The organism is Thalassotalea ponticola (assembly GCF_041379045.1).
Taxonomy (GTDB): Bacteria; Pseudomonadota; Gammaproteobacteria; order Enterobacterales; family Alteromonadaceae; genus Thalassotalea_A; species Thalassotalea_A ponticola.
The window spans coordinates 2,805,985-2,828,780 of the sequence record NZ_CP166871.1; the positions used below are offsets into that span (position 1 = coordinate 2,805,985).

The window sequence follows — 22,796 nt, forward strand, 5'->3', positions numbered from 1 at the left end:
TGAGCTTTGATTCGTAAACACACACTCAAGTCAACACGACTTAGAGGCTTGAAGTATTAACCGGCACAAGTGCCGATAAGCGTTACGGTCAAGAGCATCGTCAAAAATCAAATAGCGCTGCGCCACTAACTGAGGTTGCGTTTTTACAAGACTGTTCTCTCGTTCCGCAGGTAGTTGTTGCGTCAGTACCAATAAACACGCAAACGGCAGTACCTTACTGTTCGTGTCGATATCAAAAACTACGCCAGCTCGCTGCACTAATTGGCCGGCGTCATTTGCCATATACACGCCAAGTAGACCGGGCTTGTGCACTAACTTGCACCAAGTTAGCACGGTGCAAACGGCTATCGAGATACTCGATACCACTAGAGTTAGACGATGTTCAAACGGTTGGCTAAAAAACAACAGGGCGAGATTGATAAGGGTAAAAGCCAAGGTTACAAAAACGATAAACCGTTGGCTTTTCATCGAACGAGAAAAAATTAACTTATACTTTAACTCGGTTGAGGATGTGTTGTACCATGGCGTTGAGTGCTTCATCCTTGCATTCCTCGTGTCCCATAAACCAAGCAAACAACTCAGGATCGTCACACTCTAGCAAGCGCTCAAAGTCTACTTTTTGCTGATCTGATAAGTCGTCCCATGCTTCATCAACAAACGGTAAAAACAGCACGTCTAATTCCAACATGCCACGACGGCAAGCCCAACGTAATCTAGCTTTATTATGCGATAATGACATCATTTACCTACAGCATTGTAAAAAGAAGCGCTATTGTAACCGCTGCTTGAAATGATGACTACAAATATCATTAATGCGCTTGATTTTTATCAACAACACCCCCATAACTAGCGCATAGTCCATCAGTAATTTTCAAACAGGTTAACCTAACCTTAGTATATGCCTATGAACATTCAAGCGAGTCACCCTGCACTTGACCAATTACCAGCAAATTTTGCCATCGTCGCAGACAACATAAGCGCCATTCGAATTAGCGGTCCTGAAACGGTTGCTTACTTACAGGGCCAAGTGACCTGTGACGTTGAGCAACTCACCGAGAAAAAGCTACTTGTAGGTGGCCATTGCGATGCCAAGGGCAAATTGTTTTCAGCGTTTCGTTTACTGCGTTATAAAGATCAATGTTTGTTAATTCAAAGCAAAGGCAGTCTCGCAAGTTCGTTGAGTCAATTGCAGAAATATGGCGTATTTGCCAAAGTAGAGATCAGCAAAAGCACAGATTTAGGCTTTTTAGCCGTTGGTGGCGATGGCGGTGTTGAATTTTTACAGCAGCAATTCAACAAAGTACCTGACTCGTTTAACCCGGTTATCGAACTCGACAACGCTTGCCTGATATACATAGCAGGTAGTGTCGATAGATATTTGATTATCGCGACTAATGAGCAAATAACGCAATTACAACAGTGCTGTGAGCTGCCTATGTATGACAGTAGCTTGTGGACAGCGATAGAAATTCAATCGGGTTTTGTACACTTAAACCCAACAGCGGTAGGTGAATACGTACCCCAGATGGTTAATCTACAACTGGTCAACGGCATCAGCTTTTCAAAAGGTTGCTACATGGGCCAAGAAACCGTTGCCCGAATGAAGTACCTTGGCAAAAACAAACGCGCCCTATTTGCGTTACAGGGGCGTAGCGATAGCCGCTTAGACATCGTTGATGATGCCACCTTAGAAATTCAAGTTGGCGACAGTTGGCGTCGCGCTGGGGCAATTATCTGCTCCTATCAAGCCGATAGCGGAGAGCTTTACCTGCAAGCGGTACTTGCAAAAGACTGTGATCAAAACTCTTTACTGAGATTGAAACAGCAACCGCAGGTTACCTTAACGCTGCTGCCTCTACCTTATTCACTTGCCGATTAACGGCATTCAATCATGGAATACAATATGAAAATAGCAAACGACAAAGTGGTTATCATGCACTACGCGGTTATGGACAAAGAGGAAAACCTAATCGATAGTTCGTACGATAGCCAACCACTGGCCTTCATTCACGGTACTGGCTTTCTCATTCCTGGTCTAGAAGATGCGTTACAAGACAAACAACAAGGCGACACCTTTGTTGTTGATATCGCCGCAGATGATGCCTATGGTCAACGCCACGATGGTTTGGTACAAACCGTACCCAAAGCCCTTTTTGCCGGTATTGACGATTTAGATGTCGGTATGCAACTGCGCGCGCAAACGGATCAAGGTGAGCAAACCGTGATCGTTATCGGTATGGAAGATGACCAAATTACGGTTGATGGCAACCATCCGCTTGCAGGTATCGATTTAAAATTTGACGTAGAAATCATTGAGGTGCGCGATGCGACTAGCGAAGAACTCGCTCACGGTCACGTTCATGGCGAAGGCGGTTGTGAGCACTAGCGCACAAACAAAGCTATATTGGCTTGGCTTAGTTATCTAAGCCTTGCAACGTACACCCTACAACGCCACAAGCAACGAATGCAGTGTGGCGTCGTAAAGTACTGCACTTACTAAGTCAACTTAGCTCACAGCAAACATTATGCATGGCCAATGTCTGTCGACAAATGGCCCAAATCAATACCCAATTTTTGAGTCGCTTTTTGCCAGCGCAAGTCAACGGGGGTATCGAATAAGATATCTCTATCGGCTTGGGCAACCAACCATGAGTTATCCTTAATTTCTTGCTCTAACTGACCCGGTCCCCAGCCTGCATAGCCCAAGGTGACTAGAAACTGTTCTGGCGCTTTATCGGTACCCAATGCCTCTAAAATATCTCGAGAGGTGGTGATCATAATCTCTGAGTTCAGAGCCATAGAGCTACTCCACTCGCCTTGATTATTGTGCAGTACAAACCCCCTATCTGGTGAAACAGGCCCACCTGCCAGCACCCTCTGCGATAACCGATAACTGTCTCCTTGATGGGCATCGATCTGCGATAACAATTCACCGAGAGTAATGCGCACCGGGACATTGACAATAAGCCCCATCGCGCCTTGCTCATTGTGCTCACAAATGTAGGTTACCGTCTTTTGAAAGTAAGGGTCATGCATATTAGGCATGGCAATCAACAGGTGATTTTCGAAGCTAGTCATGGCCCTCTCCTTTTTATCAATCGTCAACCATTAGTGATTACAGCGTATCGAAAGCGCGCATCTTCTCAATGCCAATTTCGTTTCTGTTACTATTAAACATGGGGCCAAACTGCGCATTTTTCAAGCAAGGTAGACAATCTTTAGCTCAGGCCTCTCAAAGCACGTTAGCTGCGTTTTGCCAACTCGTGTTCAATCGCATCAAAAAGCTTACCGCTAATATTAATCGGAAAAGCTTTTTCAATCTCTCTAATACAGGTTGGGCTAGTGACATTGATTTCGGTTACTTTATCGCCGATCACATCAAGTCCAACAAAATACAAACCGCGTTTTTTTAATTCTTTGCCTATTGTTTCAGCCATCACTTTATCGCTAGCTGACAAAGGTCGAGCTTCACCGCGGCCGCCAGCAGCGAGGTTACCACGGGTTTCCCCTTGTGCCGGAATACGCGCTAGACAGTATGGCATCGGCTCGCCGTTGACGATTAAAATACGCTTATCGCCATCGCTGATTTGCGGTAAAAACTCTTGTACCATAGCGTACTGACTGCCGTGGGCGGTTAGCGTTTCAATGATCACGCCAACGTTGGCGCAATCGGCTTTCATCCGAAAAATAGACGCGCCACCCATGCCATCTAGTGGTTTAACGATGACATCTTGGTGTTGCTGATGAAATTGGCGAATACGCTCGCTACTGCGAGTAATTAGCGTGGTCGCGGTGTATTGAGAAAACCAAGCAGTAAACAGCTTTTCATTACAGTCGCGTAAACTTTGCGGCTTGTTAACAATGAGCGTACCTTGTTCTTCAGCGCGCTCTAACATGTAGGTTGCGTAGATATATTCAGTGTCAAATGGCGGATCTTTGCGCATCAAGATGACATCCAAATCAGCTAAAGCAATATCCGATGTGTTTTCAATATCATACCAATGAGACGCATCGTCAAATACGCTAACGCGCGAAGCACTAGCTCTGGCTTGTCCATCGAGCAGGTATAAATCGTCCATTTGCATGTAATACAATTCGTGCCCTCGACTTTGAGCTTCTAGCATCATCGCTAGCGACGAATCTTTGGCCACATTGATGTTTTCTATCGGGTCCATGACCACGCCTACTTTTAACGTCATAATTGTTCCTGCTCGGTATATTGTTATAAATCGCCAAATTTACATTGCAATGCGGTAATCGCACACAGCGCTGCAGTCTCAGTTCTCAATACTCTAGGCCCGAGTAAAACCGGTATAAAGTCCGCTTGTTCTGCTTGTTCTATTTCCGCATCGGACAGTCCACCTTCCGGACCAACCAATAAGCGAACCGACGATGTTTGCATTGGTAACGTCGAAATTGAATATTGCGCTTTGGGGTGTAAATTTAGCTTTAAATCGTCATTGGGCTGTTGTAGCCACTGTTCTAACGACATTGCTGGTTTGACTTCTGGTACTGTTGCACGACCACTCTGCTCGCATGCACTAACGACAATTTTTTGCCATTGCTGACGCTTTTTTTCCAAGCGCTCGCTGTTGAGCTTAACGCCGCAGCGTACGGTAAATAGCGGGGTTATTTGACTCACGCCAAGCTCTACCGACTTTTGCAAAGTAAAGTCCATGCGGTCACCGCGAGAAATGCCTTGACCTAAGTGAATCGACAGCGGCGATTCATTGTCGATTTGTTCAACGCCTTCAATAAGTGCACTGGCCTGCTTTTTACTTACCTCGCTAAGCGTTGCCTGGTAATCACACCCATCGCCATTAAACAGCGATATGTTATCGCCAGTTTGCAGTCGCAATACCCTGACGACATGACCAAACACATCATCACTTAAGACCACCTGCTGGCCCACTTGCAACGGGCTATCTTGAAAAAATCTATTATTACTCACGACGCGGCTACTCTGCTGTGCTATCTGCCCTACAAGATAGGGTCGATGCGTTAAAAAAACAAGACATAACTGGCATTTAATCTGGGTTCAAACCCACAGACACCAATACATTATGCGTAAAAAAGCCAGACTAAAACAAGGCTTAGTCTGGCTTTGTACAAGCTGATTTTACGGTGGTTTAATCTAAACCAGCGGCCTGGCGAAGCGCGTCGGCTTTGTCGGTTTTTTCCCAACTGAACGCGGTAAACGTATCATCGCCAACGGTCATTTCAAATGGCTCGCGCCCGAAGTGGCCGTATGCTGCCGTCAATTGATACATCGGGTGTAACAAATCGAGCATTTTAGTGATCCCATAAGGACGCAAGTCAAAATGTTCACGAACGAGTTTGATCAGCGTTTGCTCATCAACTTTACCTGTGCCAAATGTTTCAATCGCAATTGAGGTCGGCTCGGCAACACCTATGGCATACGACACTTGTATTTCACAGCGATCGGCAAGTCCGGCAGCAACGATATTCTTTGCTACGTAACGACCGGCGTAAGCAGCACTACGGTCAACCTTTGATGGATCTTTTCCTGAGAACGCGCCACCGCCATGGCGTGCCATGCCACCGTAGGTATCAACGATGATTTTACGACCCGTTAAACCACAATCGCCAACTGGACCACCGATAACAAAACGTCCGGTCGGGTTGATAAAGTACTTGGTGTCTTCCGTTAATAGCTCAGCCGGCAGGGTGTGCTTGATGATGTTTTCCATCACTGCATCTTGTAAGTCTTCTTGACTGATCTCAGGACTGTGTTGAGTTGATAAAACCACCGCGTCAATTGCTACTGGCTTATCGCCTTCATAAACAAAAGTCACTTGTGACTTGGCATCTGGTCGCAACCACGGAAGCACTCCAGATTTACGCATTTCTGCTTGACGTTCAACCAGGCGATGTGAATAGTACAACGGCGCCGGCATCAATGAAGGCGTTTCATTGGTTGCATAACCAAACATCAGACCTTGGTCACCAGCACCTTGTTCTTCCGGCTTGGCGCGGTCAACACCCTGAGCAATTTCTGGTGATTGCTGCCCAATAAGGTTCATAATGCCACATGTTTCGCCGTCAAAACCAACATCTGAAGAGGTGTAACCGATATCAGTAATCACCTTACGCGTGATCTTTTCCAAGTCGACCCAAGCTTCGGTGGTCACCTCACCCGAGATTATCGCTACCCCGGTTTTTACCATTGTTTCACATGCTACGCGAGCGTGCTTATCTTGCGCGATAATTGCATCTAGCACTGCATCAGACACTTGGTCTGCAATTTTATCAGGATGTCCTTCCGATACTGACTCAGAAGTAAAATAATGTTTAGCCATGACGCCTCTTCCACTTATACCAGCAACAATCGCAACGTTTTTCGCTTGCTACCAGTTACTAATAAATGCCTAAATAATAGACGATAAATTTACAATACGAGGAATTTTACACAGCTTGAATTTAGAAATCCACACTTTTACGTCTAGACGTCTAAAAATAAGATTTATTTGCTTAAAGAAAATGCAACAGTGGCGTACTAACACAGGTTGTGGACAGATAAAAAAAAGCGCCCATAGGCGCTTTTTCACTTGGCTTATTAGTGGATTATTCAATCCCGTCTAGGGTTGCCCCTTTTAAGCCACCCATGCCACTTTGATCATTGCTGCGCAATTTAATCATCAAGCGCAGATCATTTGGCGAATCCGCGTGATGTAAGGCATCGGTATAACTGATGTCACCCGACTCGTACAAATCAAACAACGCTTGGTCAAAGGTTTGCATGCCTAATTCACGAGATTTCGACATCACTTCTTTAATTTCGCCAACATCACCTTTCTTAATCAATTCAGCGATGTACGGTGAATTTAACAAAATTTCGATGGCCGCACGGCGTCCGTTGCCATCTCGAGTTGGCACCAATTGTTGAGCGACAATCCCGCGTAAATTTAACGCTAAATCAAATTGTAGTTTTTGGTGTTGCTCTGCCGGTACCAAATGCATAATCCGATCAATCGCTTGGTTGGCGTTGTTGGCATGCAGCGTGGCAATACACAAGTGGCCAGTTTCGGCGAAACTCAATGCGTGCTCCATAATTTCTTGCGAGCGAATTTCACCAATCAAGATAACATCGGGCGCTTGACGTAACGAGCTTTTCAGCGCCGCATCAAACGACTCAGTATCCATACCCACTTCGCGCTGAGTAATCATTGAACGACCGTGATCGTGAACGAATTCCACCGGATCCTCAATGGTTAAAATATGACCGCGAGCATTGCGATTGCGGTAACCAATAAGCGACGCCATCGATGTTGACTTACCGGTACCCGTACCACCGACAAATAGCACCAGGCCGCGCTTTGACATCACCAAGTCTTTTAGCACTTGCGGTAAACCTAGCTTATCAACATCAGGGATATCGGTAACAATGCGACGTATTACCATGCCCGGCATTTCGCGTTGCCAAAACGCAGAAATACGGAACCGACCAACGTTGTCTACCGCAATGGCGTAGTTACATTCCTTGGTCACCTCAAATTCCTGTTGCTGCTTGTCGCTCATCGAACTGAGGACAAGTGCTAAGGCATCGTCATAAGTTAACACTTTGTCATCAATGGCGGTTAATTCGCCATTGATTTTAGCGCTTGGTGATAGGTTGACGGTGATGAATAAATCGGACGCCCCCTGTTCAACCATTTCGCTTAACAATTTATGTAAATACATGGCTTTACCTTAGTACACTTTAAATTGGTTCTTATCTACCGCTTTGGCCATCGCATCTTCACGCGTGATCAAACCGCGACTTAGCAAGCCTTGTAAACACTGATCCATGGTTTGCATACCATGTGACATACCGGTTTGAATAGCTGAGTACATTTGGGCAATCTTATCTTCGCGAATCAAGTTGCGAATCGCCGGTACACCGACCATGATCTCGTGGGCCGCAACACGGCCGCCACCATTCTTTTTAATCAGTGTTTGCGAGATAACTGCGCGCAATGACTCAGATAGCATCGAGCGCACCATATCTTTTTCTTCACCAGGGAATACATCAACAATACGGTCAATGGTTTTTGGTGCAGACGTGGTGTGCAAAGTACCAAATACTAAGTGACCTGTTTCTGCCGCAGTCATCGCCAAGCGAATGGTTTCAAGGTCACGCATCTCACCAACTAGAATAACGTCGGGGTCTTCACGAAGTGCACTGCGCAATGCATTGTTAAAGCTCAAGGTATCGCGATGTACTTCACGCTGGTTAATCAAACACTGTTTGTTGTCGTGCACAAATTCTATCGGATCTTCAATGGTAAGAATGTGATGACGCTTGGTTTCGTTGATGTAATCAACCATTGCCGCTAGTGTTGTTGATTTACCCGAACCCGTTGGGCCTGTCACCAGTACTAAGCCACGTGGGTTTTCAGCGATAGTGCGGAAAATATCTGGGCAACCGAGTTCGTCCAGTGATAGTATTTTACTAGGGATGGTACGAAATACCGCTGCTGGACCTCGGTTTTGGTTAAACGCATTAACCCTGAAACGCGCAAGATTTGGTACTTCAAACGAGAAATCCACTTCCAAGTTTTCTTCGTACTCTTTGCGTTGGCGATCGGTCATAATGTCGTAGACCAAGCCATTGACTTCTTTGTCTTCTAACGGCGGAATGTTAATCTTGCGCACGTCACCATCAACGCGAATAGCCGGTGGCATGCCAGTAGAAAGGTGTAAATCGGAAGCGTTGTGTTCCACACTAAACGCTAAAAGTTCGGTAATATCCATAATATTCCTATTAATTATTGTTATCCAGAATAAAAAACTATGAGTTCAATCGCTGACAACCTAGCTAACGTTTTAACATCTATTGAGCAAGCAAGCTGCGACAGTCAGCGCACGGCTAACTCGGTTCAATTACTCGCAGTAAGTAAAACCAAACCCGTTGACGATATCAACGCCGCCTACCTTGCCGGCCAACGTCAATTTGGTGAAAACTACGTTCAAGAGCTTGCGAGTAAAGCCAAAGCGTTATCAGAATTTGATATCATCTGGCACTTTATCGGTCCAATTCAAAGCAATAAAACCCGCTTAATCGCTGAGTATGCCGACTGGGTACACTCAATTGACCGAGAAAAAACGGCAAAACGCCTTAACGAACAACGTGCTGTTAACATTACCCCGCTACAAGTCTGTTTACAAGTGAATATTAGTGGTGAACCGAGCAAATCCGGTGTGACCGTAGAACAATTAGACAGCTTAGCCGCCTTTGTCGACGCTTGCCCTCACTTAGTACTACGTGGCATCATGTGCATCCCTGAAAAAGGCAATAGCGAACCGAGTTTTGTAAAAATGCAAAGCTTATTCAAGCAATTGCAACAAAAATACCCAACAATAGATACTCTATCGATGGGCATGAGTGGTGATATGGCTACAGCCATTGCCTGTGGTTCAACCATGGTGCGCGTCGGTACAGCAATATTTGGAAGGAGAGATTAATTGATGAAAAACGTCGCATTTATTGGCGCAGGCAATATGAACCGCTGTATCCTAATCGGCATGGTCAACGGCGGTTTCGATGCCAATACCATTACCGTTACCAATCCGAGTTCTGAAAAACGCGAAGCGCTAGCAAAAGAGTACGGCGTGTCACAAACCAGTGACAATCTGGCCGCCGCAGAAAAAGCTGACATAATCATTTTAGGGGTTAAACCACACCTAATAAAAGAGGTGTGCAAACAAATCAGTGAAGCGGTTGACGTGAGTAAAAAATGCTTCGTTTCGGTTGCTGCCGGGGTCAGTGTTGCCCAAATGCGCAGTGTCCTCGGCCCTGAGCCAGCCATTGTGCGCTGTATGCCAAACACTCCATCACAGCTCGGTTTTGGTATGTCTGGTCTATACGCCGATGACAACACCGCAGATGAAACCAAACAATATATCGATGCGATGTTTGCCTCCGTAGGTAAAACGCAATGGCTAAACAACGAAGAAGAAATTGACAATTTAATTACCGTGTCAGGCTCGGGTCCTGCGTACTTCTTCGCCTTTATGGAAGCCATGCAAAAACAAGCGATGGACTTTGGCTTTGATCAACATACGGCGCGTCAATTAGTGCAGCAAACAGCGCTTGGCGCAGCGCAGATGGCGGTGCACAATTCAGAGTCACTTACCACCTTGCGGGAAAACGTCACCTCTAAAGGTGGAACAACCCATGCGGCGCTAACTACTCTGGCTGAAGGCGGTCTTGAACAATTGGTCGCTAAAGCGATGGTTAATTGCAAGAAACGCGCGCAACAAATGACCGAAGACAACAACTAGTGAACGAGTCAGTGCTATTTGGGTTGCAGAGCCAAGGGTTAATCACAGTTGCCTCGCAAAATAGTGTAGACTTTATCTAACACTGGTATCGCGTGTAATGAGCAAGTGAGTTAAATACCATCTCGACATTGCACGCGCGAACAATAACAACTTATTAATAACAGTGCCTTTGCGCATGGAGTCATAATGGAAGCATTGCTGATCTTACTAAACTTTGTCTTTGACACATTTTTTATGTTGTTAATTTTACGAGTTTGGTTGCAAGCGGTTCGAGCCGATTTTTACAACCCGTTAAGTCAATTTGTGGTTAAAGTAACCAATCCCGTAGTGATTCCGTTCCGGCGCGTTATTCCGGGTATCAAAGGTATCGATCTGGCGACAATTGCAGTCGCATTTATCGTTGCCGTAGCCAAACTTTACACCATTAGTAGCCTGCAAGGTTCCGCACCGGATATTGGTTTATTGCTGTATCTTGGTTTATTGTATTTAGTCAAAGAAAGTGGATACTTGCTGTTTGTGGTTATGCTGATAATGGCACTGATGAGTTGGGTTGTGCAGCACCCAACCCCAATCCAAATGGTATTTGGCCAGCTTACCGAACCGTTTTTACGCCCCATACGACGCATTTTACCCGACTTGGGCGGGATTGATTTATCAGTGGTGATTGCGTTTTTACTACTCAGTATGATCAATGCCTTTTTCAACACCACCATTCCATACTGGTACGCGTTATAAAAGCAGGTCTAGTGTCCCCTCAGTCACAATGTGTTAAACATTTTGACTGGGGCTGTCACCAAGCACCGTCTATACTTACATATCAATCATAGTTTTTAGCGATAAAAGAGAGGCGATGATGATCAAGCGCTTTAATCAATTGATGTTTTCGATACTGTGTTTAGGTTTGGTGACATTCACAGCCAACGCAGAACAAATGGTCAAACTGGGTGATTTAGAAGTTCATTACATCGGCTTGTCTACGGCAATTTTACAGCCTGATATTGCGACCAATTATGGTATTGAACGCAGCCGCTACAAGGGCTTTGTTAATATTTCAGTACTCGATGCCAGTCAACCTGGCAAGCCGGCCAAGGCGGTTGGCATATCGGGTACGGCAATTAACCTCGTTGGTCAGACAATGAACTTAGAGTTTGAGCAAATAAAAGAGGGTGATGCGATCTACTACATCGCCATTGTTGACTACCCTAATGACGAAACCTACAAGTTTAATATTTTGATCAACGACAATGGTGAACAACACACGCTAGAGTTTAGCCAAAAGTTTTACGTAGAATAAGCAATACATGGTAGAATCGCCTGCTATGTATTACCTAAAAAAGTGCGTTCGCCCGCACTTTTTTACTATAACAGCCCGACTAATCGATCAGTAAGTCCAAACATATGATGAAAAAAATTGTGCTTGCCACTGGCAATCAAGGCAAAGTAAAAGAGTTGGCCGAATTACTTGCAGACCAACATATCGACGTGGTTCCACAAAGTGATTTCGACGTGTCCGATGCCGAGGAAACCGGCACTACGTTTGTTGAAAACGCCATCATTAAAGCCCGTCACGCGGCAAAAGTGACCGGCTTACCAGCTATTGCTGATGACTCTGGGTTGGCTGTCGATTATCTCAATGGGGCTCCTGGTATTTACTCAGCGCGTTATTCTGGCGACGAGGCGACAGACCAAAAAAACAATCAAAAGCTACTTGCCGCCCTCGACGGGGTGAGTGCAGAACAGCGCGGTGCTCAGTTTCATTGTGTGCTGGTTTTTATGCGTCATGCCGATGACCCGACGCCCATTATTTGTCACGGTATTTGGCCTGGAAGTATCACTACTGAGCCTCACGGCGACCAGGGATTTGGCTATGACCCCTTGTTTTGGGTAGAGCAATACCAACAAACATCGGCACAACTTCCACGCGATATAAAAAATCAACTAAGCCATCGTGGTCAGGCGCTACAACAGTTGATAAACGCCTTACAAAGTCGAGACTAAACGTGCTAAAAACACCACCGCTGTCCTTGTATGTGCACATCCCTTGGTGTGTACAAAAGTGCCCCTATTGCGACTTTAACTCACACACCTTGAAGTCACAAATTGATGAAACGGCTTACATTAACGACCTCATTGCTGACTTAGACAGTGATATCAAGCGCTTTGATATAAACCGACCGTTATACTCTGTATTCATTGGTGGTGGTACGCCGAGTTTATTATCCAGTGCGGCGATAGAGCAGTTAATTTTAGCTATCAAGCAACGCTTCGACTGTCGTGATGATATGGAAATCACTATGGAAGCCAATCCCGGCACTGTCGAAGCGGAAAAATTTAAAGGCTTTGCCAATGCCGGCGTTAACCGTCTATCAATTGGCGTACAGAGCTTTGCCTCAGACAAACTGCTAAAGCTCGGTCGAATTCACGACAGTCAACAAGCCATTAATGCCGCTCAAATAGCCAAGCAATGTGGCATAAAAAGTTTTAACTTAGACTTGATGCATGGCTTAGAGCAACAATCGATTAATGGCGCCTTAGACGATTTGCGACAAGCCATTGCTCTGCAACCCGATCACTTATCGTGGTATCAGTTGACTATTGAACCAAATACGTCATTTTATTCAAAACCACCAACACTACCTGCCGACGATGTTCTATGGGACATCCAAGAGCAAGGGTTTGCCTTACTGGCCGAAGCGGGATATCAACAATACGAAGTATCGGCGTTTGCCAAAAGCGACTCAAAACGCTGTCGTCATAATCTAAATTATTGGCAACACGGAGACTACTTGGGGATTGGCTGTGGTGCCCATGGCAAGATAACCGATGCGACAACCAATACTATTTGGCGTACCGTCAAAGTTAAATCACCAAAGAGTTACATGCTCGCCGAGCGAGATTACCTCGAACGCATAGATAGCGTGGACGATAACGATCGAACATTTGAATATATGATGAATCGACTGCGTTTATTTTCGCCGTTTAGCGCGGCAGATTTTGAATCGGCGACAGGCATCGCTATTGCCTCAATTGAACCGATGTTGTCTAAGGCGATAGCCAAAGGCTTGCTAAACCAGAACGCACCGAACGAATGGCAAATAACCGCGCTAGGGCGGCGTTACCTCAACGACCTCCTCACCCTGTTTTTATAAATGGCGTGCTGTTATCCGCGTGATCTCGGCGACCTGATACACAGTGATTACGCCCACAGTACCGGACGCTGAGGTTATTCGATTAACGCTTACCCTATCTAAGCAACGTCAGGGCAATACAAACTACTTATTCGTGCGATATTACAAATCGTCGATTTCTTGATTCACCTGATAACCTTTATCGGTGACTATTTTTTCTAGTACCTCAACCCGCTTTTTTAACGCCGTTAACTCTTGATCCACTTCTTCGGAGCTTGATGATTGACTTTGTTGCTGTTTGAGCACAAGGCGACGATGTTTAAAAAACTCATAAAAACCGTAGGCAATAACAAACACGATTAAAAATTCAAATATACGCACTGAGCTACCTCTCTTTATTTCGTTAATATCAACAATCGCAACGCTTACAGGTAATTAAACCGGCTATAACTGGCGTCTTAACTCATAGGGCTGCAAATTGCATACCGAAATAAAACGCACATTGTTTCAATACTTTGTATAATATCGCCAATAGGACTCGTAAAACTTTAACCACTTATTGGTAAAAACCGCGACATTTATGACAGCAGCAAGCCAACAGCAATTAGATCTTTATTACATGCGACGCGCCTTAGAACTAGCGGATATCGCCGAGCAGCAGGGGGAAATTCCAGTTGGCGCTGTTATCGTCCACGACAATAAGATCATAGCAGAAGGTTGGAATCAGTCGATTCAGCTGAACGATCCATCGGCCCACGCCGAGATGCAAGCCATTAGAGCCGCAGGTGAACAGTTAAATAATTATCGAATGTTAAACTGTACGCTGTATGTCACGTTAGAGCCGTGCCCTATGTGTGCGGGGTTGTTAGTGCACAGCCGTATTCAACGACTGGTATTTGCAACGTCAGACTTAAAAACAGGGGCCTGTGGTAGTCTGTTCAACTTAACTGATGATCAGCGCCTTAACCATCAAGTGGAGGTCACATCGGGAGTTTTGGCAGAGCAATGCGCTAGTAAACTGTCGAGCTTTTTTAAACGACGTAGGGCGGAGAAAAAGGCGTTAAAAAAAGCCCACAAAGCCGCACTTGCTAAGGTAAATAACACGCCTGATAACGATTAGTCGTTTTGTTCGTTAGGCTCTCGCGCCAACACTACTCGGTAATACACTCGATAACGCGTTGTCACTTTGCGGTGGTTTGCTCTAACCAAACGCCGGCGCTGATTCGCTTTACACGTATATTTTCTCATTTTACCTCCTTATTTACCGCACCAAGGTTAAGCCAACAATGTGACAATTTAATGACACAACCACTATTGGTGTGCCCCTCTATTTCTTTGTCCGTCTAGCGCTCTGCCAGGTCAAATCACGTCAGTGTTATTCAACCCTGTTCGCCCCTTAGGGTGCGGCAGACACGTCACTATTAACAACCTTACTCTCAGTGTCAAAAAGACGTGATTTTTGTGCCATATAAACAAGCGTGTCGTAATATGCGCGAATGTTTTCTACGTAGTCAACGGCTTCACTACCACGAGCAAAACCATATCGGGTGTGCTGGTAATATTTTCGCTGTTGCAATAGCACTAAGCGCTCCTTGACATCAATCCATCGATCCGGATCGCCCCCTTGTTGCTCAGTTAAACGACGCGCGTCTTCTAAATGTCCCCAACCTATGTTGTAGGCAGCAAGGGCAAACCAGCGGCGATCGGGATCTTGAATGCGCGCCGGTACACGTGCCATTAAGCGCGCTAAATACTGTGCTCCGCCACGAATACTTTGCTCGCTATCCAGGCGATTAACAACCCCCATTTGCTTAGCGGTTGGCAGCGTTAACATCATCATTCCTCGCACCCCTGTATACGAACGAGCATGGGGATTCCAATGAGATTCTTGATAACTGAGTGCCGCTAATAATCGCCAATCGATGCTTTTGCTGTAACGCTGAAATAAGTGCGCATACTGGGGGAGTTTATGCTCAATAGCACCGATAAATGCGCGCGTATCAACGTAATTAAAGTCTTGAACATGACCGTAGTACTTATCATCGAGCGCTAAAATCATCCCATTGGTGTGGCGATCACCAAAAAATTCGACCAGCGATGCCAGTAGCGCATCATCACTGTTTTGGCTTATCGCCCAAGCAATTGGTTTTGCGGTGTCAATGGTAAACGCCACCGATAACTCGGGATAATAACGTCGCTTCAACGCCAAACTATGGCTGTCGGCAACGGTAAAATCGATACGCCCCTCAATGACCTGTGCTAATAATTCGTCGCTGTCAAAGACGTCAGTGGAAGCCACGTCTAGGTTGGCGTATTGCCGCTGTAACTGCTGCAGGTTTTCTTCGTGACTTGAATGTTTGACTACTGTAATCGGTGCGTCGACATCTTCGATACTGCGCGGCCACGCTCGGCCTTGTTTAAACACCAGCTTTTGACTGACATTTTTATAGCTTGGGGCAAAGCGAAAACGCTTGCGCCGCTGTTCAGTAACTGCCAAACCGGCGGCGAGAATATCAACCTCACCCTGCTCGAGCTTACTAAATAGCTCGTCTAGTGAATACGTTGGTACAATATTTAATTCAACACCCAGACTTTGCGCATAGCTTTTGGCCAACTCGTACTCAAAGCCCTGCGCACCTTTTGCGCCAATATAGTAACTATTGGGACCAAACAAAGTACCGACGTTGACTTGCTTGCGTTCAAGTATATTATCTAGAGAGGTTTCAGAAGTGGACTGTTTGCACCCTGTAATCAGGGTTAATAAAAACACTAAAAACAGCGACCGAAACTGACCAACATTTTGAATTATATTTATTATTTTTTTCATAACGATGTCATTGTGACGGCATTAAAAAAAATATTACAGCTTTTTTTTACAATAAATATGTAATCAAACTGTTTTCCTCTTACTAAATTGTGTGATTTCTTTTATAATGCGCGCGAAAAATCAGCTCCCGAGACGTGATACACCTCAATTTCCTTGATAAGTATTTATTCCATTGCGATTAACCTCTATTTTCGCAATGGAATTGGTATTTAATTAATAACTATGGTGAGACAAACTATGGAAATCTTACGTGGCGCTCCGGCGCTTTCCGATTTCAGAATTAACAAGCTACTCGAGCAATGCGCACAGTTAAATCTGCCGGTCACTGATATCTACGCAGAGTTCATGCACTTTAGTCATCAAAGCGCCGAGCTTTCAGCTGACGAGTCAAGCAAGCTAGCGAAGCTATTAACCTACGGTCCAAAGATCGAAGAGCACGAACCACAAGGAACTTTACTTCTTGTAACTCCTCGCCCGGGCACTATCTCACCTTGGTCTTCTAAAGCGACTGACATCGCTCACAACTGTGGTCTTGATAAAATCATTCGTCTTGAACGCGGTCTCGCTTACTACGTAACTACATCAGCCGAGCTTACAGAGCAACAAAGCGCTGATCTTGCCTCGTTAATCCACGACCGAATGATGGAAACCATCTTTACTGACAGTGGCGATGCACAGGTATTATTTGCCACAGCGGAACCTGGTAAATTAAAGTCGGTTGATATCTTAACTGGCGGTCGCGACGCACTTGTTAAAGCCAATATCGAGTTAGGCTTAGCACTTGCTGAAGATGAAATCGACTACTTAGTAGAAAACTTCACTGAGCTTGGTCGTAACCCGAACGACATTGAACTTTACATGTTCGCACAAGCAAACTCAGAGCACTGTCGCCATAAGATCTTTAACGCCGATTGGACTATCGATGGTGTAGAACAGCCTAAGTCGCTGTTTAAAATGATCAAAAATACCTATGAAACTAACCCAGATAACGTACTAAGCGCTTATAAAGACAACGCTGCAGTAATGGTTGGTTCAGAAGCTGGTCGTTTCTTCCCAGACCCAGAAACTAACGAGTACGCCTACAACGTTGAAGACATCAACATTCTTATGAAAGTTGAAACGCACAACCACCCTACGGCAATTTCGCCATTCCCAGGTGCAGCAACAGGCTCTGGTGGTGAAATTCGCGACGAAGGTGCAACCGGTATCGGTTCTAAGCCAAAAGCAGGTTTAGTTGGTTTCTCTGTATCTAACTTGCGTATTCCAGGTTTTGAACAACCGTGGGAAACGGACTTTGGCAAGCCAAGCCGTATCGTTAATGCATTAGACATTATGATGGAAGGCCCACTAGGTGGCGCGGCGTTTAACAACGAATTTGGTCGTCCAAACATTTTAGGTTACTTCCGTACTTACGAAGAAAACGTAAACTCGTTTAACGGTGAAGAAGTACGTGGTTACCACAAGCCAATCATGATCGCAGGTGGTTTAGGTAACATCCGTAGCGAGCACGTAGAAAAAGGTGAAATCGTTGTTGGTGCAGCGCTTATCGCACTAGGTGGTCCAGCGATGAACATCGGCCTTGGTGGCGGTGCTGCCTCATCAATGGCTTCAGGTCAATCAGACGAAGACCTAGACTTTGCTTCGGTACAACGCGACAACCCAGAAATGGAGCGTCGTTGTCAGGAAGTTATCGATCGCTGTTGGCAACAAGGTGACGATAACCCAATTCTATTTATCCACGATGTGGGTGCCGGTGGTCTATCGAACGCCTTCCCAGAGCTAGTATCTGATGGCGGCCGCGGTGGTAACTTTGAACTTCGCAACGTACCAAACGACGAGCGTAGCATGTCACCACTAGAAATTTGGTGTAACGAATCACAAGAACGTTACGTATTAGCGGTAGCACCAGAGCGTGTTGAAGAGTTCCGTGCAATCTGTGAGCGTGAGCGCGCACCGTTTGCAGTAGTAGGTTACGCAACCGAAGAAGAGCACTTAACGCTAACTGACAGCCACTTTGCTGACGACGAGTCGCTTGCTAAGCCTATCGATTTACCGCTAAACGTATTACTAGGTAAAACACCGAAAATGCACCGTGATGTTGAGTCACGCACTGAAACTGGTAAAGAGCTTGAGCTAGCAGATGTTGATTTAGCCGATGCGGCAGACCGTTTATTACGTCTACCAACTATCGCTGAAAAAACATTCCTTATCACAATTGGTGACCGTTCAGTAACGGGTATGGTTGCACGTGATCAAATGGTTGGCCCATGGCAAGTACCTGTAGCAGATTGCGCGGTAACAGCAGCAGCGCTCGATACCTACCACGGTGAAGCAATGTCGATGGGTGAAAGAACACCTGTTGCTCTACTTAACTACGGTGCATCAGCACGCTTAGCAGTAGCAGAATCATTAACCAACATCGCAAGTGCCGACATTGGTGATTTAAACAACATCAAGCTTTCAGCTAACTGGATGGCTGCAGCGGGTCACCCAGGTGAAGATGCAGGTCTTTACGAAGCGGTTAAAGCGGTTGGTGAAGAGTTATGTCCAGCACTTGGCCTAACCATTCCTGTTGGTAAAGACTCAATGAGTATGAAGACCAAGTGGGAAGAGAACGGCGAAGAAAAAGCGGTTACTGCACCATTATCATTGGTTATTACTGCTTTCGGTCGTGTTGAAGATATCCGTAAAACCGTTACCCCAGAGCTTCGCACTGACAAAGGCGATTCTCGCATTGTTGCGATTGACCTTTCAAAAGGTAAGAACCGTTTAGGTGGTTCATGTATCGCTCAGGTTTACAAGCAATTAGGTACTGAGACACCAGACGTTGATAACGCGGAAGACTTAAAGAACTTCTTCAACTTAATTCAACACTTAGTACGTGATGAAAAACTACTAGCGTACCATGACCGTTCAGACGGTGGTTTATTCACAACCGTAGCTGAAATGGCGTTTGCTGGTCACACGGGTGTTGATATTGATATCAGCAAGCTTGCTGGTGACAACCTAAGCGTACTATTTAACGAAGAGCTTGGTGCGGTAATCCAAATCCGCGAAGACGACGTTGATGCAATTCACGCCATCATTGAGCAATACGGCTTAATGGAATGTTTCACTGATATTGGTCGCATCAACAACGAAGACGTTATCCGCTTTACTCGTGACGGTGAAGAAGTACTTGCTAACACCCGTACTTACTACCGTACCGTTTGGGCAGAAACGACCTTCAAGATGCAGTCAATGCGTGACAACCCAGAGTGCGCTGAACAAGAGCACGCACAGAAGTTCGATACTGAAGATCCAGGTCTAAACGCGCACTTAACATTCGACATCAACGAAGATATCGTTGCTGACTTAATCGCGAAGGACGCTACAGCAGAGAGCAACCCGAAAGTTGCTATCTTACGTGAACAAGGTGTTAACTCTCACGTTGAAATGGCAGCAGCCTTTGACCGTGCTGGCTTTATCACTGTTGACGTTCACATGTCAGACATCCTAGGTGGCCGTGTTGATCTTGCCAACTTCAAAGGCTTAGTTGCTTGTGGTGGTTTCTCTTACGGTGACGTACTAGGTGCAGGTGAAGGTTGGGCGAAATCAATCTTGTTCAACGACCAAGCTCGTGAAATGTTCAAGACCTTCTTCCACCGCGCAGACACCTTCTCATTAGGTGTATGTAACGGTTGTCAGATGCTTTCTAACTTAAAAGAAATCATCCCTGGTAGTGACCACTGGCCACACTTTGTACAAAACCGCTCAGAGCGTTTTGAAGCACGTTTCTCATTAGTTGAGATCCAAGAGTCGCCGTCAATCTTCTTCAAAGGTATGGAAGGCTCTCGCATGCCAATCGCTGTATCTCACGGTGAAGGTCGTGCTGAGTTCGCTTCAGAAGACGCAATTGGCGCTGCAAACGACTCAGGTACCGTATCAATGCGTTACGTAAACAACTACGGTGATGTTACTGAAACATACCCTGCGAACCCGAACGGTTCACCAGACGGTATCACCTCACTAACAACCACTGATGGCCGTGTAACCATTATGATGCCACACCCTGAGCGAGTATTTAGAACGGTTGCTAACTCGTGGCACCCAGACGAGTGGTTAGAAGACTCACCATGGGTACGCATGTTCCGCAACGCCCGTAAGTTTGTTGGTTAATCACTAACAGCTAGATACTAAAAAAGCGCCGCAAGGCGCTTTTTTATTGCTCAGTTTAACTGTCGTTAGTGTTAAAGTTCGTTATCATCAGAGTTCAATGCCATTTTTAGAAAACTTGGCATTCGAGGATCGGTGAATTGAAAGCATCCTCTGGCTGGCTTATGTAAAATTGTTGTTTTTTCACCTTGAGTTAGTTTTGTTAACCTTCGACTTAAAGCCTTTGAGTCAACCTCTACACCAAATTTACTCATTAATTTATCCCTTAACTCTGCGCTTCTAAATTCAGGGGTATTGCAATATGAAGCTGTCAATAATAATAACTTATACTCTTGTGGAGTATTCAAAGCCCTCAAGGTCGACTCTAGCATTCTTTGTAACGCACCTTCTGAATCTTTAACAGCTTCATTAAGTGCTGACTTCAATACATCCACGGTAACGTGTTTATTTTTGTTTATGATTGCCGCTTCTCCACATTTTAAACTTATTAAGTGCGTAAAATGAGGGAAACCTGCACTAATATCGACGATTTTGTCCACTACATCATTATCTGGTATCAAAGAGAGCCTATGCATACCATTTAATATTAGCTTTTTTAAATCATCATCACACATTCTTTGTAATGATACCTCTTTTAGACACCGCTCCACAGATGGATGCCCCGCTGTCAACTCCTCTCCTGTGGTAGCAATGCCAACAACAATAATTTTAAAATTGGAATTATTGTCGCTTAATAGTTTTATTAATTCTGCTATTTTTTTCTTATCTGAATCTAACGCTATAGCATCGGCTTCATCAATCAACATTATACCTGACAACCCTTTCAGCTGATTAGCGACCCAAGAGGGTGATTCAGGTTTGAAATTAGGAGCACTGGTTGTTTTCGTCTCTCGTTTAGATGACACACTTGCTTTCACTATGCCTGCGTTTAGTCCGGCGCCGCCACCATCATTGTGCGTATGAACTTCTTCTTTAAAAGATAGGTCAACTCCTGATGCTTCCAGTGCCTCTTCAAAAATAGAAGAGAATGAATCACCTGAATCACACCTCTTTTCGAAAAAGAGACCTCGTTGTAGCCTTTGTAAAATAACTTTACAGGTTGTTTTCGCAAGAGAAGTCTTGCCTACACCTCGATCGCCATAAAGCAGTATGTGTTGACCAGGTGAATTTATTACACTGACAAGGCGTGTTGCTTCGTCTTCTCTACCAAAAAAATGAGATATTTCATCGACGGGTATATGAGGTGTAAAAATTTCCCGTATTCCACTTTTTATTATTGCCGCTTCATTGCTTAAGCCAAAATCTCCGTTTGCCACAGGTTCTCCTTAATAAATATCGAAGTTTTATCTCGATATATCAGACTCTAGTCTCTACCAACCTATAGGTCGGTTTTTGAATTTTAGATGTTTTAACACGCATTCTAACTAATTGCTATATAAAGACATATCTAATAACAACTCTTTAATTGATACACAAACTTTAACATCACAAAGGCAGACATTAGCGTAAATATCCGTATAATGCGCGCTGATTTTATTTGTAGTTCTCTGTTGTACGATGCCTCTATGATCACTGAATATCTAACTTATGCCACCATGTCAGCGCTGGTTGCTGCCCTACCTGGTCCATCGAACTTTGTTGCCGCTGAGAATGGCGCGATGGCAGGTTTGCGTAAATCAGGGGTAGCGGTAACAGGTCACATGACGGCTATTTTAATATTGGCGGCATTATCGGCAATGGGCTTAACCAGTTTAGTTTTAGCCTCGCCTACCGCGTTTATGTTGTTGAAACTACTTGGCTGTAGTTACCTGTGTTATTTGGGCGTCAACATCATTCGCTCAGCCAGAGCACAGGCTAGTGGCGTAGCAATGGTGGCTCGTTCGATTAAACGTCGCCATATGTGGCGTAAACACTTTACCGTGGCGATTACTAACCCTAAAGCGTTGTTGTTCTTTAGTGCACTGTTGCCGCAGTTTGTTGATGCATCTAAACCTATGGCGGAGCAGTTTATCCCACTGATGAGTATTAGCATGTGCTCGGCGTTTACCTTTCCCATGCTGTATGCCTATGTGGGCAAAAAGTCCAATGCGTTAGCGATAAGCGATGCCAATAAAGCGCGCATAAAAATGGCGTTTGGTGCCAGCTTTATTCTGTTTTCGTTGTCTTTGCTTTGGTAAGCATTTGATAATCATTCGCTAGTAAGCATCTTATATATCAGCTCCAAAAAAATACTCGCAAGCCCCTAAAAACCACCTAAAACACCTGACGCGACGGGGCTTGCAGAGATACCCCTACAACTTCAATTAACAACGGCCATTTTGCTTGCAGCTCTAATTTTTCTATTTTCTTGTTGTAGTAACTTCTTGTATTTGCTTCTTGTACTTAACACCCTTTCCTGTTTA

General features: G+C 45.1%; 23 protein-coding genes. 11 read left to right on the plus strand and 12 right to left on the minus strand.

The features are described 5' to 3' along the window. Positions 1 to 30 precede the first annotated feature (30 nt). Entirely contained in the window at positions 31 to 540 is a 510-nt protein-coding gene (locus ACAY30_RS12225) for a protein YgfX (protein WP_290250966.1), read from the minus strand. Then, entirely contained in the window at positions 488 to 739 is a 252-nt protein-coding gene (locus ACAY30_RS12230) for a succinate dehydrogenase assembly factor 2 (protein ID WP_290251035.1), read from the minus strand. The genes ACAY30_RS12225 and ACAY30_RS12230 overlap by 53 nt, the downstream gene beginning before the upstream one ends. A gap of 165 nt (positions 740 to 904) precedes the next feature. On the opposite strand from ACAY30_RS12230, the gene ygfZ reads away from it, so the two are divergent. Next, positions 905 to 1,879 carry a tRNA-modifying protein YgfZ gene (gene ygfZ, locus ACAY30_RS12235; RefSeq protein WP_290250965.1) on the plus strand — a complete coding sequence of 325 codons (975 nt, stop codon included), beginning with the start codon at positions 905 to 907 and terminating at the stop codon, positions 1,877 to 1,879. A 24-nt stretch (positions 1,880 to 1,903) separates the two neighbouring features. Continuing rightward, positions 1,904 to 2,386 carry a peptidylprolyl isomerase gene (gene slyD / locus ACAY30_RS12240; protein ID WP_290250964.1) on the plus strand — a complete coding sequence of 161 codons (483 nt, stop codon included), beginning with the start codon at positions 1,904 to 1,906 and terminating at the stop codon, positions 2,384 to 2,386. Between the two features lie 137 nt (positions 2,387 to 2,523). Here the strand turns inward: slyD and ACAY30_RS12245 are convergent, their stop codons facing one another. From ACAY30_RS12245 to ACAY30_RS12270, 6 genes are all read right to left on the minus strand, one after another. Next, on the minus strand, positions 2,524 to 3,078 hold the full coding sequence (locus tag ACAY30_RS12245; RefSeq protein WP_290250963.1) for a YqgE/AlgH family protein: 555 nt from the start codon (positions 3,076 to 3,078) through the stop codon (positions 2,524 to 2,526). A gap of 164 nt (positions 3,079 to 3,242) precedes the next feature. After that, the gene (gene gshB, locus ACAY30_RS12250) at positions 3,243 to 4,199 is read right to left on the minus strand and encodes a glutathione synthase (RefSeq protein WP_290250962.1); all 957 of its coding nucleotides are present in this window, start codon (positions 4,197 to 4,199) and stop codon (positions 3,243 to 3,245) included. 23 nt (positions 4,200 to 4,222) lie between these two features. Further along, positions 4,223 to 4,951 (minus strand): 16S rRNA (uracil(1498)-N(3))-methyltransferase, encoded by a 729-nt coding sequence (gene rsmE, locus ACAY30_RS12255; protein WP_290250961.1) that lies wholly within the window; start codon positions 4,949 to 4,951, stop codon positions 4,223 to 4,225. 178 nt (positions 4,952 to 5,129) lie between these two features. Further along, positions 5,130 to 6,320 (minus strand): methionine adenosyltransferase, encoded by a 1,191-nt coding sequence (gene metK / locus ACAY30_RS12260; protein WP_290250960.1) that lies wholly within the window; start codon positions 6,318 to 6,320, stop codon positions 5,130 to 5,132. 265 nt (positions 6,321 to 6,585) lie between these two features. Then, the gene (locus ACAY30_RS12265; protein WP_290250959.1) at positions 6,586 to 7,701 is read right to left on the minus strand and encodes a PilT/PilU family type 4a pilus ATPase; all 1,116 of its coding nucleotides are present in this window, start codon (positions 7,699 to 7,701) and stop codon (positions 6,586 to 6,588) included. Between the two features lie 9 nt (positions 7,702 to 7,710). After that, complete coding sequence (locus ACAY30_RS12270; RefSeq protein WP_290250958.1) at positions 7,711 to 8,754, minus strand: type IV pilus twitching motility protein PilT; 1,044 nt, start codon at positions 8,752 to 8,754, stop codon at positions 7,711 to 7,713. 39 nt (positions 8,755 to 8,793) lie between these two features. On the opposite strand from ACAY30_RS12270, the gene ACAY30_RS12275 reads away from it, so the two are divergent. The 6 genes from ACAY30_RS12275 to hemW all read left to right on the plus strand — a co-directional run bounded on the left by ACAY30_RS12275 (position 8,794) and on the right by hemW (position 13,433). After that, positions 8,794 to 9,465, plus strand: coding sequence for a YggS family pyridoxal phosphate-dependent enzyme (locus ACAY30_RS12275; protein ID WP_290250957.1), 672 nt, complete (start codon positions 8,794 to 8,796; stop codon positions 9,463 to 9,465). Between the two features lie 3 nt (positions 9,466 to 9,468). After that, positions 9,469 to 10,284 carry a pyrroline-5-carboxylate reductase gene (proC, locus tag ACAY30_RS12280; protein ID WP_290250956.1) on the plus strand — a complete coding sequence of 272 codons (816 nt, stop codon included), beginning with the start codon at positions 9,469 to 9,471 and terminating at the stop codon, positions 10,282 to 10,284. Positions 10,285 to 10,470: 186 nt separating this feature from the next. Then, entirely contained in the window at positions 10,471 to 11,019 is a 549-nt protein-coding gene (locus ACAY30_RS12285) for a YggT family protein (RefSeq protein ID WP_290250955.1), read from the plus strand. Positions 11,020 to 11,134: 115 nt separating this feature from the next. After that, complete coding sequence (locus tag ACAY30_RS12290) at positions 11,135 to 11,578, plus strand: DUF4426 domain-containing protein (protein ID WP_353958580.1); 444 nt, start codon at positions 11,135 to 11,137, stop codon at positions 11,576 to 11,578. A gap of 104 nt (positions 11,579 to 11,682) precedes the next feature. After that, positions 11,683 to 12,282 carry an XTP/dITP diphosphatase gene (locus tag ACAY30_RS12295; RefSeq protein ID WP_290250954.1) on the plus strand — a complete coding sequence of 200 codons (600 nt, stop codon included), beginning with the start codon at positions 11,683 to 11,685 and terminating at the stop codon, positions 12,280 to 12,282. 2 nt (positions 12,283 to 12,284) lie between these two features. After that, positions 12,285 to 13,433: a radical SAM family heme chaperone HemW gene (gene hemW / locus ACAY30_RS12300; RefSeq protein ID WP_290250953.1), complete on the plus strand. Its 1,149-nt coding sequence runs from the start codon at positions 12,285 to 12,287 to the stop codon at positions 13,431 to 13,433. 141 nt (positions 13,434 to 13,574) lie between these two features. Here hemW and ACAY30_RS12305 read toward each other — a convergent pair whose 3' ends face one another. Then, positions 13,575 to 13,793 carry a hypothetical protein gene (locus tag ACAY30_RS12305; protein WP_290250952.1) on the minus strand — a complete coding sequence of 73 codons (219 nt, stop codon included), beginning with the start codon at positions 13,791 to 13,793 and terminating at the stop codon, positions 13,575 to 13,577. Between the two features lie 199 nt (positions 13,794 to 13,992). Between ACAY30_RS12305 and tadA the strand changes: the two genes are divergently transcribed. Next, positions 13,993 to 14,532, plus strand: coding sequence for a tRNA adenosine(34) deaminase TadA (gene tadA, locus ACAY30_RS12310; RefSeq protein WP_290250951.1), 540 nt, complete (start codon positions 13,993 to 13,995; stop codon positions 14,530 to 14,532). Here tadA and ACAY30_RS12315 read toward each other — a convergent pair. Together ACAY30_RS12315 and mltF are read right to left on the minus strand one after the other, a co-directional pair. Then, positions 14,529 to 14,660: a hypothetical protein gene (locus tag ACAY30_RS12315; protein ID WP_290250950.1), complete on the minus strand. Its 132-nt coding sequence runs from the start codon at positions 14,658 to 14,660 to the stop codon at positions 14,529 to 14,531. The genes tadA and ACAY30_RS12315 overlap by 4 nt on opposite strands. 148 nt (positions 14,661 to 14,808) lie before the next feature. After that, positions 14,809 to 16,239, minus strand: a complete 1,431-nt coding sequence (gene mltF / locus ACAY30_RS12320) for a membrane-bound lytic murein transglycosylase MltF (RefSeq protein WP_290250949.1) — start codon at positions 16,237 to 16,239, stop codon at positions 14,809 to 14,811. 237 nt (positions 16,240 to 16,476) lie between these two features. Here mltF and purL point away from each other — a divergent pair, with 237 nt between their 5' ends. Continuing rightward, positions 16,477 to 20,397 carry a phosphoribosylformylglycinamidine synthase gene (gene purL / locus ACAY30_RS12325; RefSeq protein WP_290250948.1) on the plus strand — a complete coding sequence of 1,307 codons (3,921 nt, stop codon included), beginning with the start codon at positions 16,477 to 16,479 and terminating at the stop codon, positions 20,395 to 20,397. 71 nt (positions 20,398 to 20,468) lie between these two features. Here the strand turns inward: purL and ACAY30_RS12330 are convergent, their stop codons facing one another. Beyond that, on the minus strand, positions 20,469 to 21,710 hold the full coding sequence (locus tag ACAY30_RS12330; protein ID WP_290250947.1) for an AAA family ATPase: 1,242 nt from the start codon (positions 21,708 to 21,710) through the stop codon (positions 20,469 to 20,471). A 249-nt stretch (positions 21,711 to 21,959) separates the two neighbouring features. Between ACAY30_RS12330 and ACAY30_RS12335 the strand changes: the two genes are divergently transcribed. Beyond that, on the plus strand, positions 21,960 to 22,571 hold the full coding sequence (locus tag ACAY30_RS12335) for a LysE family translocator (RefSeq protein ID WP_290250946.1): 612 nt from the start codon (positions 21,960 to 21,962) through the stop codon (positions 22,569 to 22,571). Positions 22,572 to 22,796 lie beyond the last annotated feature (225 nt).

What these genes read in the sequence shown, in the direction of transcription:
- ACAY30_RS12285 (WP_290250955.1), top strand. Translation starts at nt 10,471, where the DNA reads ATGGAAGCATTGCTGATCTTACTAAACTTTGTCTTTGACACATTTTTT.
- ACAY30_RS12290 (WP_353958580.1), top strand. Translation starts at nt 11,135, where the DNA reads ATGATGATCAAGCGCTTTAATCAATTGATGTTTTCGATACTGTGTTTA.
- slyD (WP_290250964.1), top strand. Translation starts at nt 1,904, where the DNA reads ATGAAAATAGCAAACGACAAAGTGGTTATCATGCACTACGCGGTTATG.
- ACAY30_RS12295 (WP_290250954.1), top strand. Translation starts at nt 11,683, where the DNA reads ATGATGAAAAAAATTGTGCTTGCCACTGGCAATCAAGGCAAAGTAAAA.
- ACAY30_RS12335 (WP_290250946.1), top strand. Translation starts at nt 21,960, where the DNA reads ATGATCACTGAATATCTAACTTATGCCACCATGTCAGCGCTGGTTGCT.
- ACAY30_RS12275 (WP_290250957.1), top strand. Translation starts at nt 8,794, where the DNA reads ATGAGTTCAATCGCTGACAACCTAGCTAACGTTTTAACATCTATTGAG.
- ACAY30_RS12230 (WP_290251035.1), bottom strand. Translation starts at nt 739, where the DNA reads ATGTCATTATCGCATAATAAAGCTAGATTACGTTGGGCTTGCCGTCGT.
- ACAY30_RS12270 (WP_290250958.1), bottom strand. Translation starts at nt 8,754, where the DNA reads ATGGATATTACCGAACTTTTAGCGTTTAGTGTGGAACACAACGCTTCC.
- gshB (WP_290250962.1), bottom strand. Translation starts at nt 4,199, where the DNA reads ATGACGTTAAAAGTAGGCGTGGTCATGGACCCGATAGAAAACATCAAT.
- purL (WP_290250948.1), top strand. Translation starts at nt 16,477, where the DNA reads ATGGAAATCTTACGTGGCGCTCCGGCGCTTTCCGATTTCAGAATTAAC.
- proC (WP_290250956.1), top strand. Translation starts at nt 9,469, where the DNA reads ATGAAAAACGTCGCATTTATTGGCGCAGGCAATATGAACCGCTGTATC.
- ACAY30_RS12225 (WP_290250966.1), bottom strand. Translation starts at nt 540, where the DNA reads ATGAAGCACTCAACGCCATGGTACAACACATCCTCAACCGAGTTAAAG.
- ygfZ (WP_290250965.1), top strand. Translation starts at nt 905, where the DNA reads ATGAACATTCAAGCGAGTCACCCTGCACTTGACCAATTACCAGCAAAT.
- mltF (WP_290250949.1), bottom strand. Translation starts at nt 16,239, where the DNA reads ATGAAAAAAATAATAAATATAATTCAAAATGTTGGTCAGTTTCGGTCG.
- metK (WP_290250960.1), bottom strand. Translation starts at nt 6,320, where the DNA reads ATGGCTAAACATTATTTTACTTCTGAGTCAGTATCGGAAGGACATCCT.
- ACAY30_RS12245 (WP_290250963.1), bottom strand. Translation starts at nt 3,078, where the DNA reads ATGACTAGCTTCGAAAATCACCTGTTGATTGCCATGCCTAATATGCAT.
- ACAY30_RS12315 (WP_290250950.1), bottom strand. Translation starts at nt 14,660, where the DNA reads ATGAGAAAATATACGTGTAAAGCGAATCAGCGCCGGCGTTTGGTTAGA.
- ACAY30_RS12265 (WP_290250959.1), bottom strand. Translation starts at nt 7,701, where the DNA reads ATGTATTTACATAAATTGTTAAGCGAAATGGTTGAACAGGGGGCGTCC.
- tadA (WP_290250951.1), top strand. Translation starts at nt 13,993, where the DNA reads ATGACAGCAGCAAGCCAACAGCAATTAGATCTTTATTACATGCGACGC.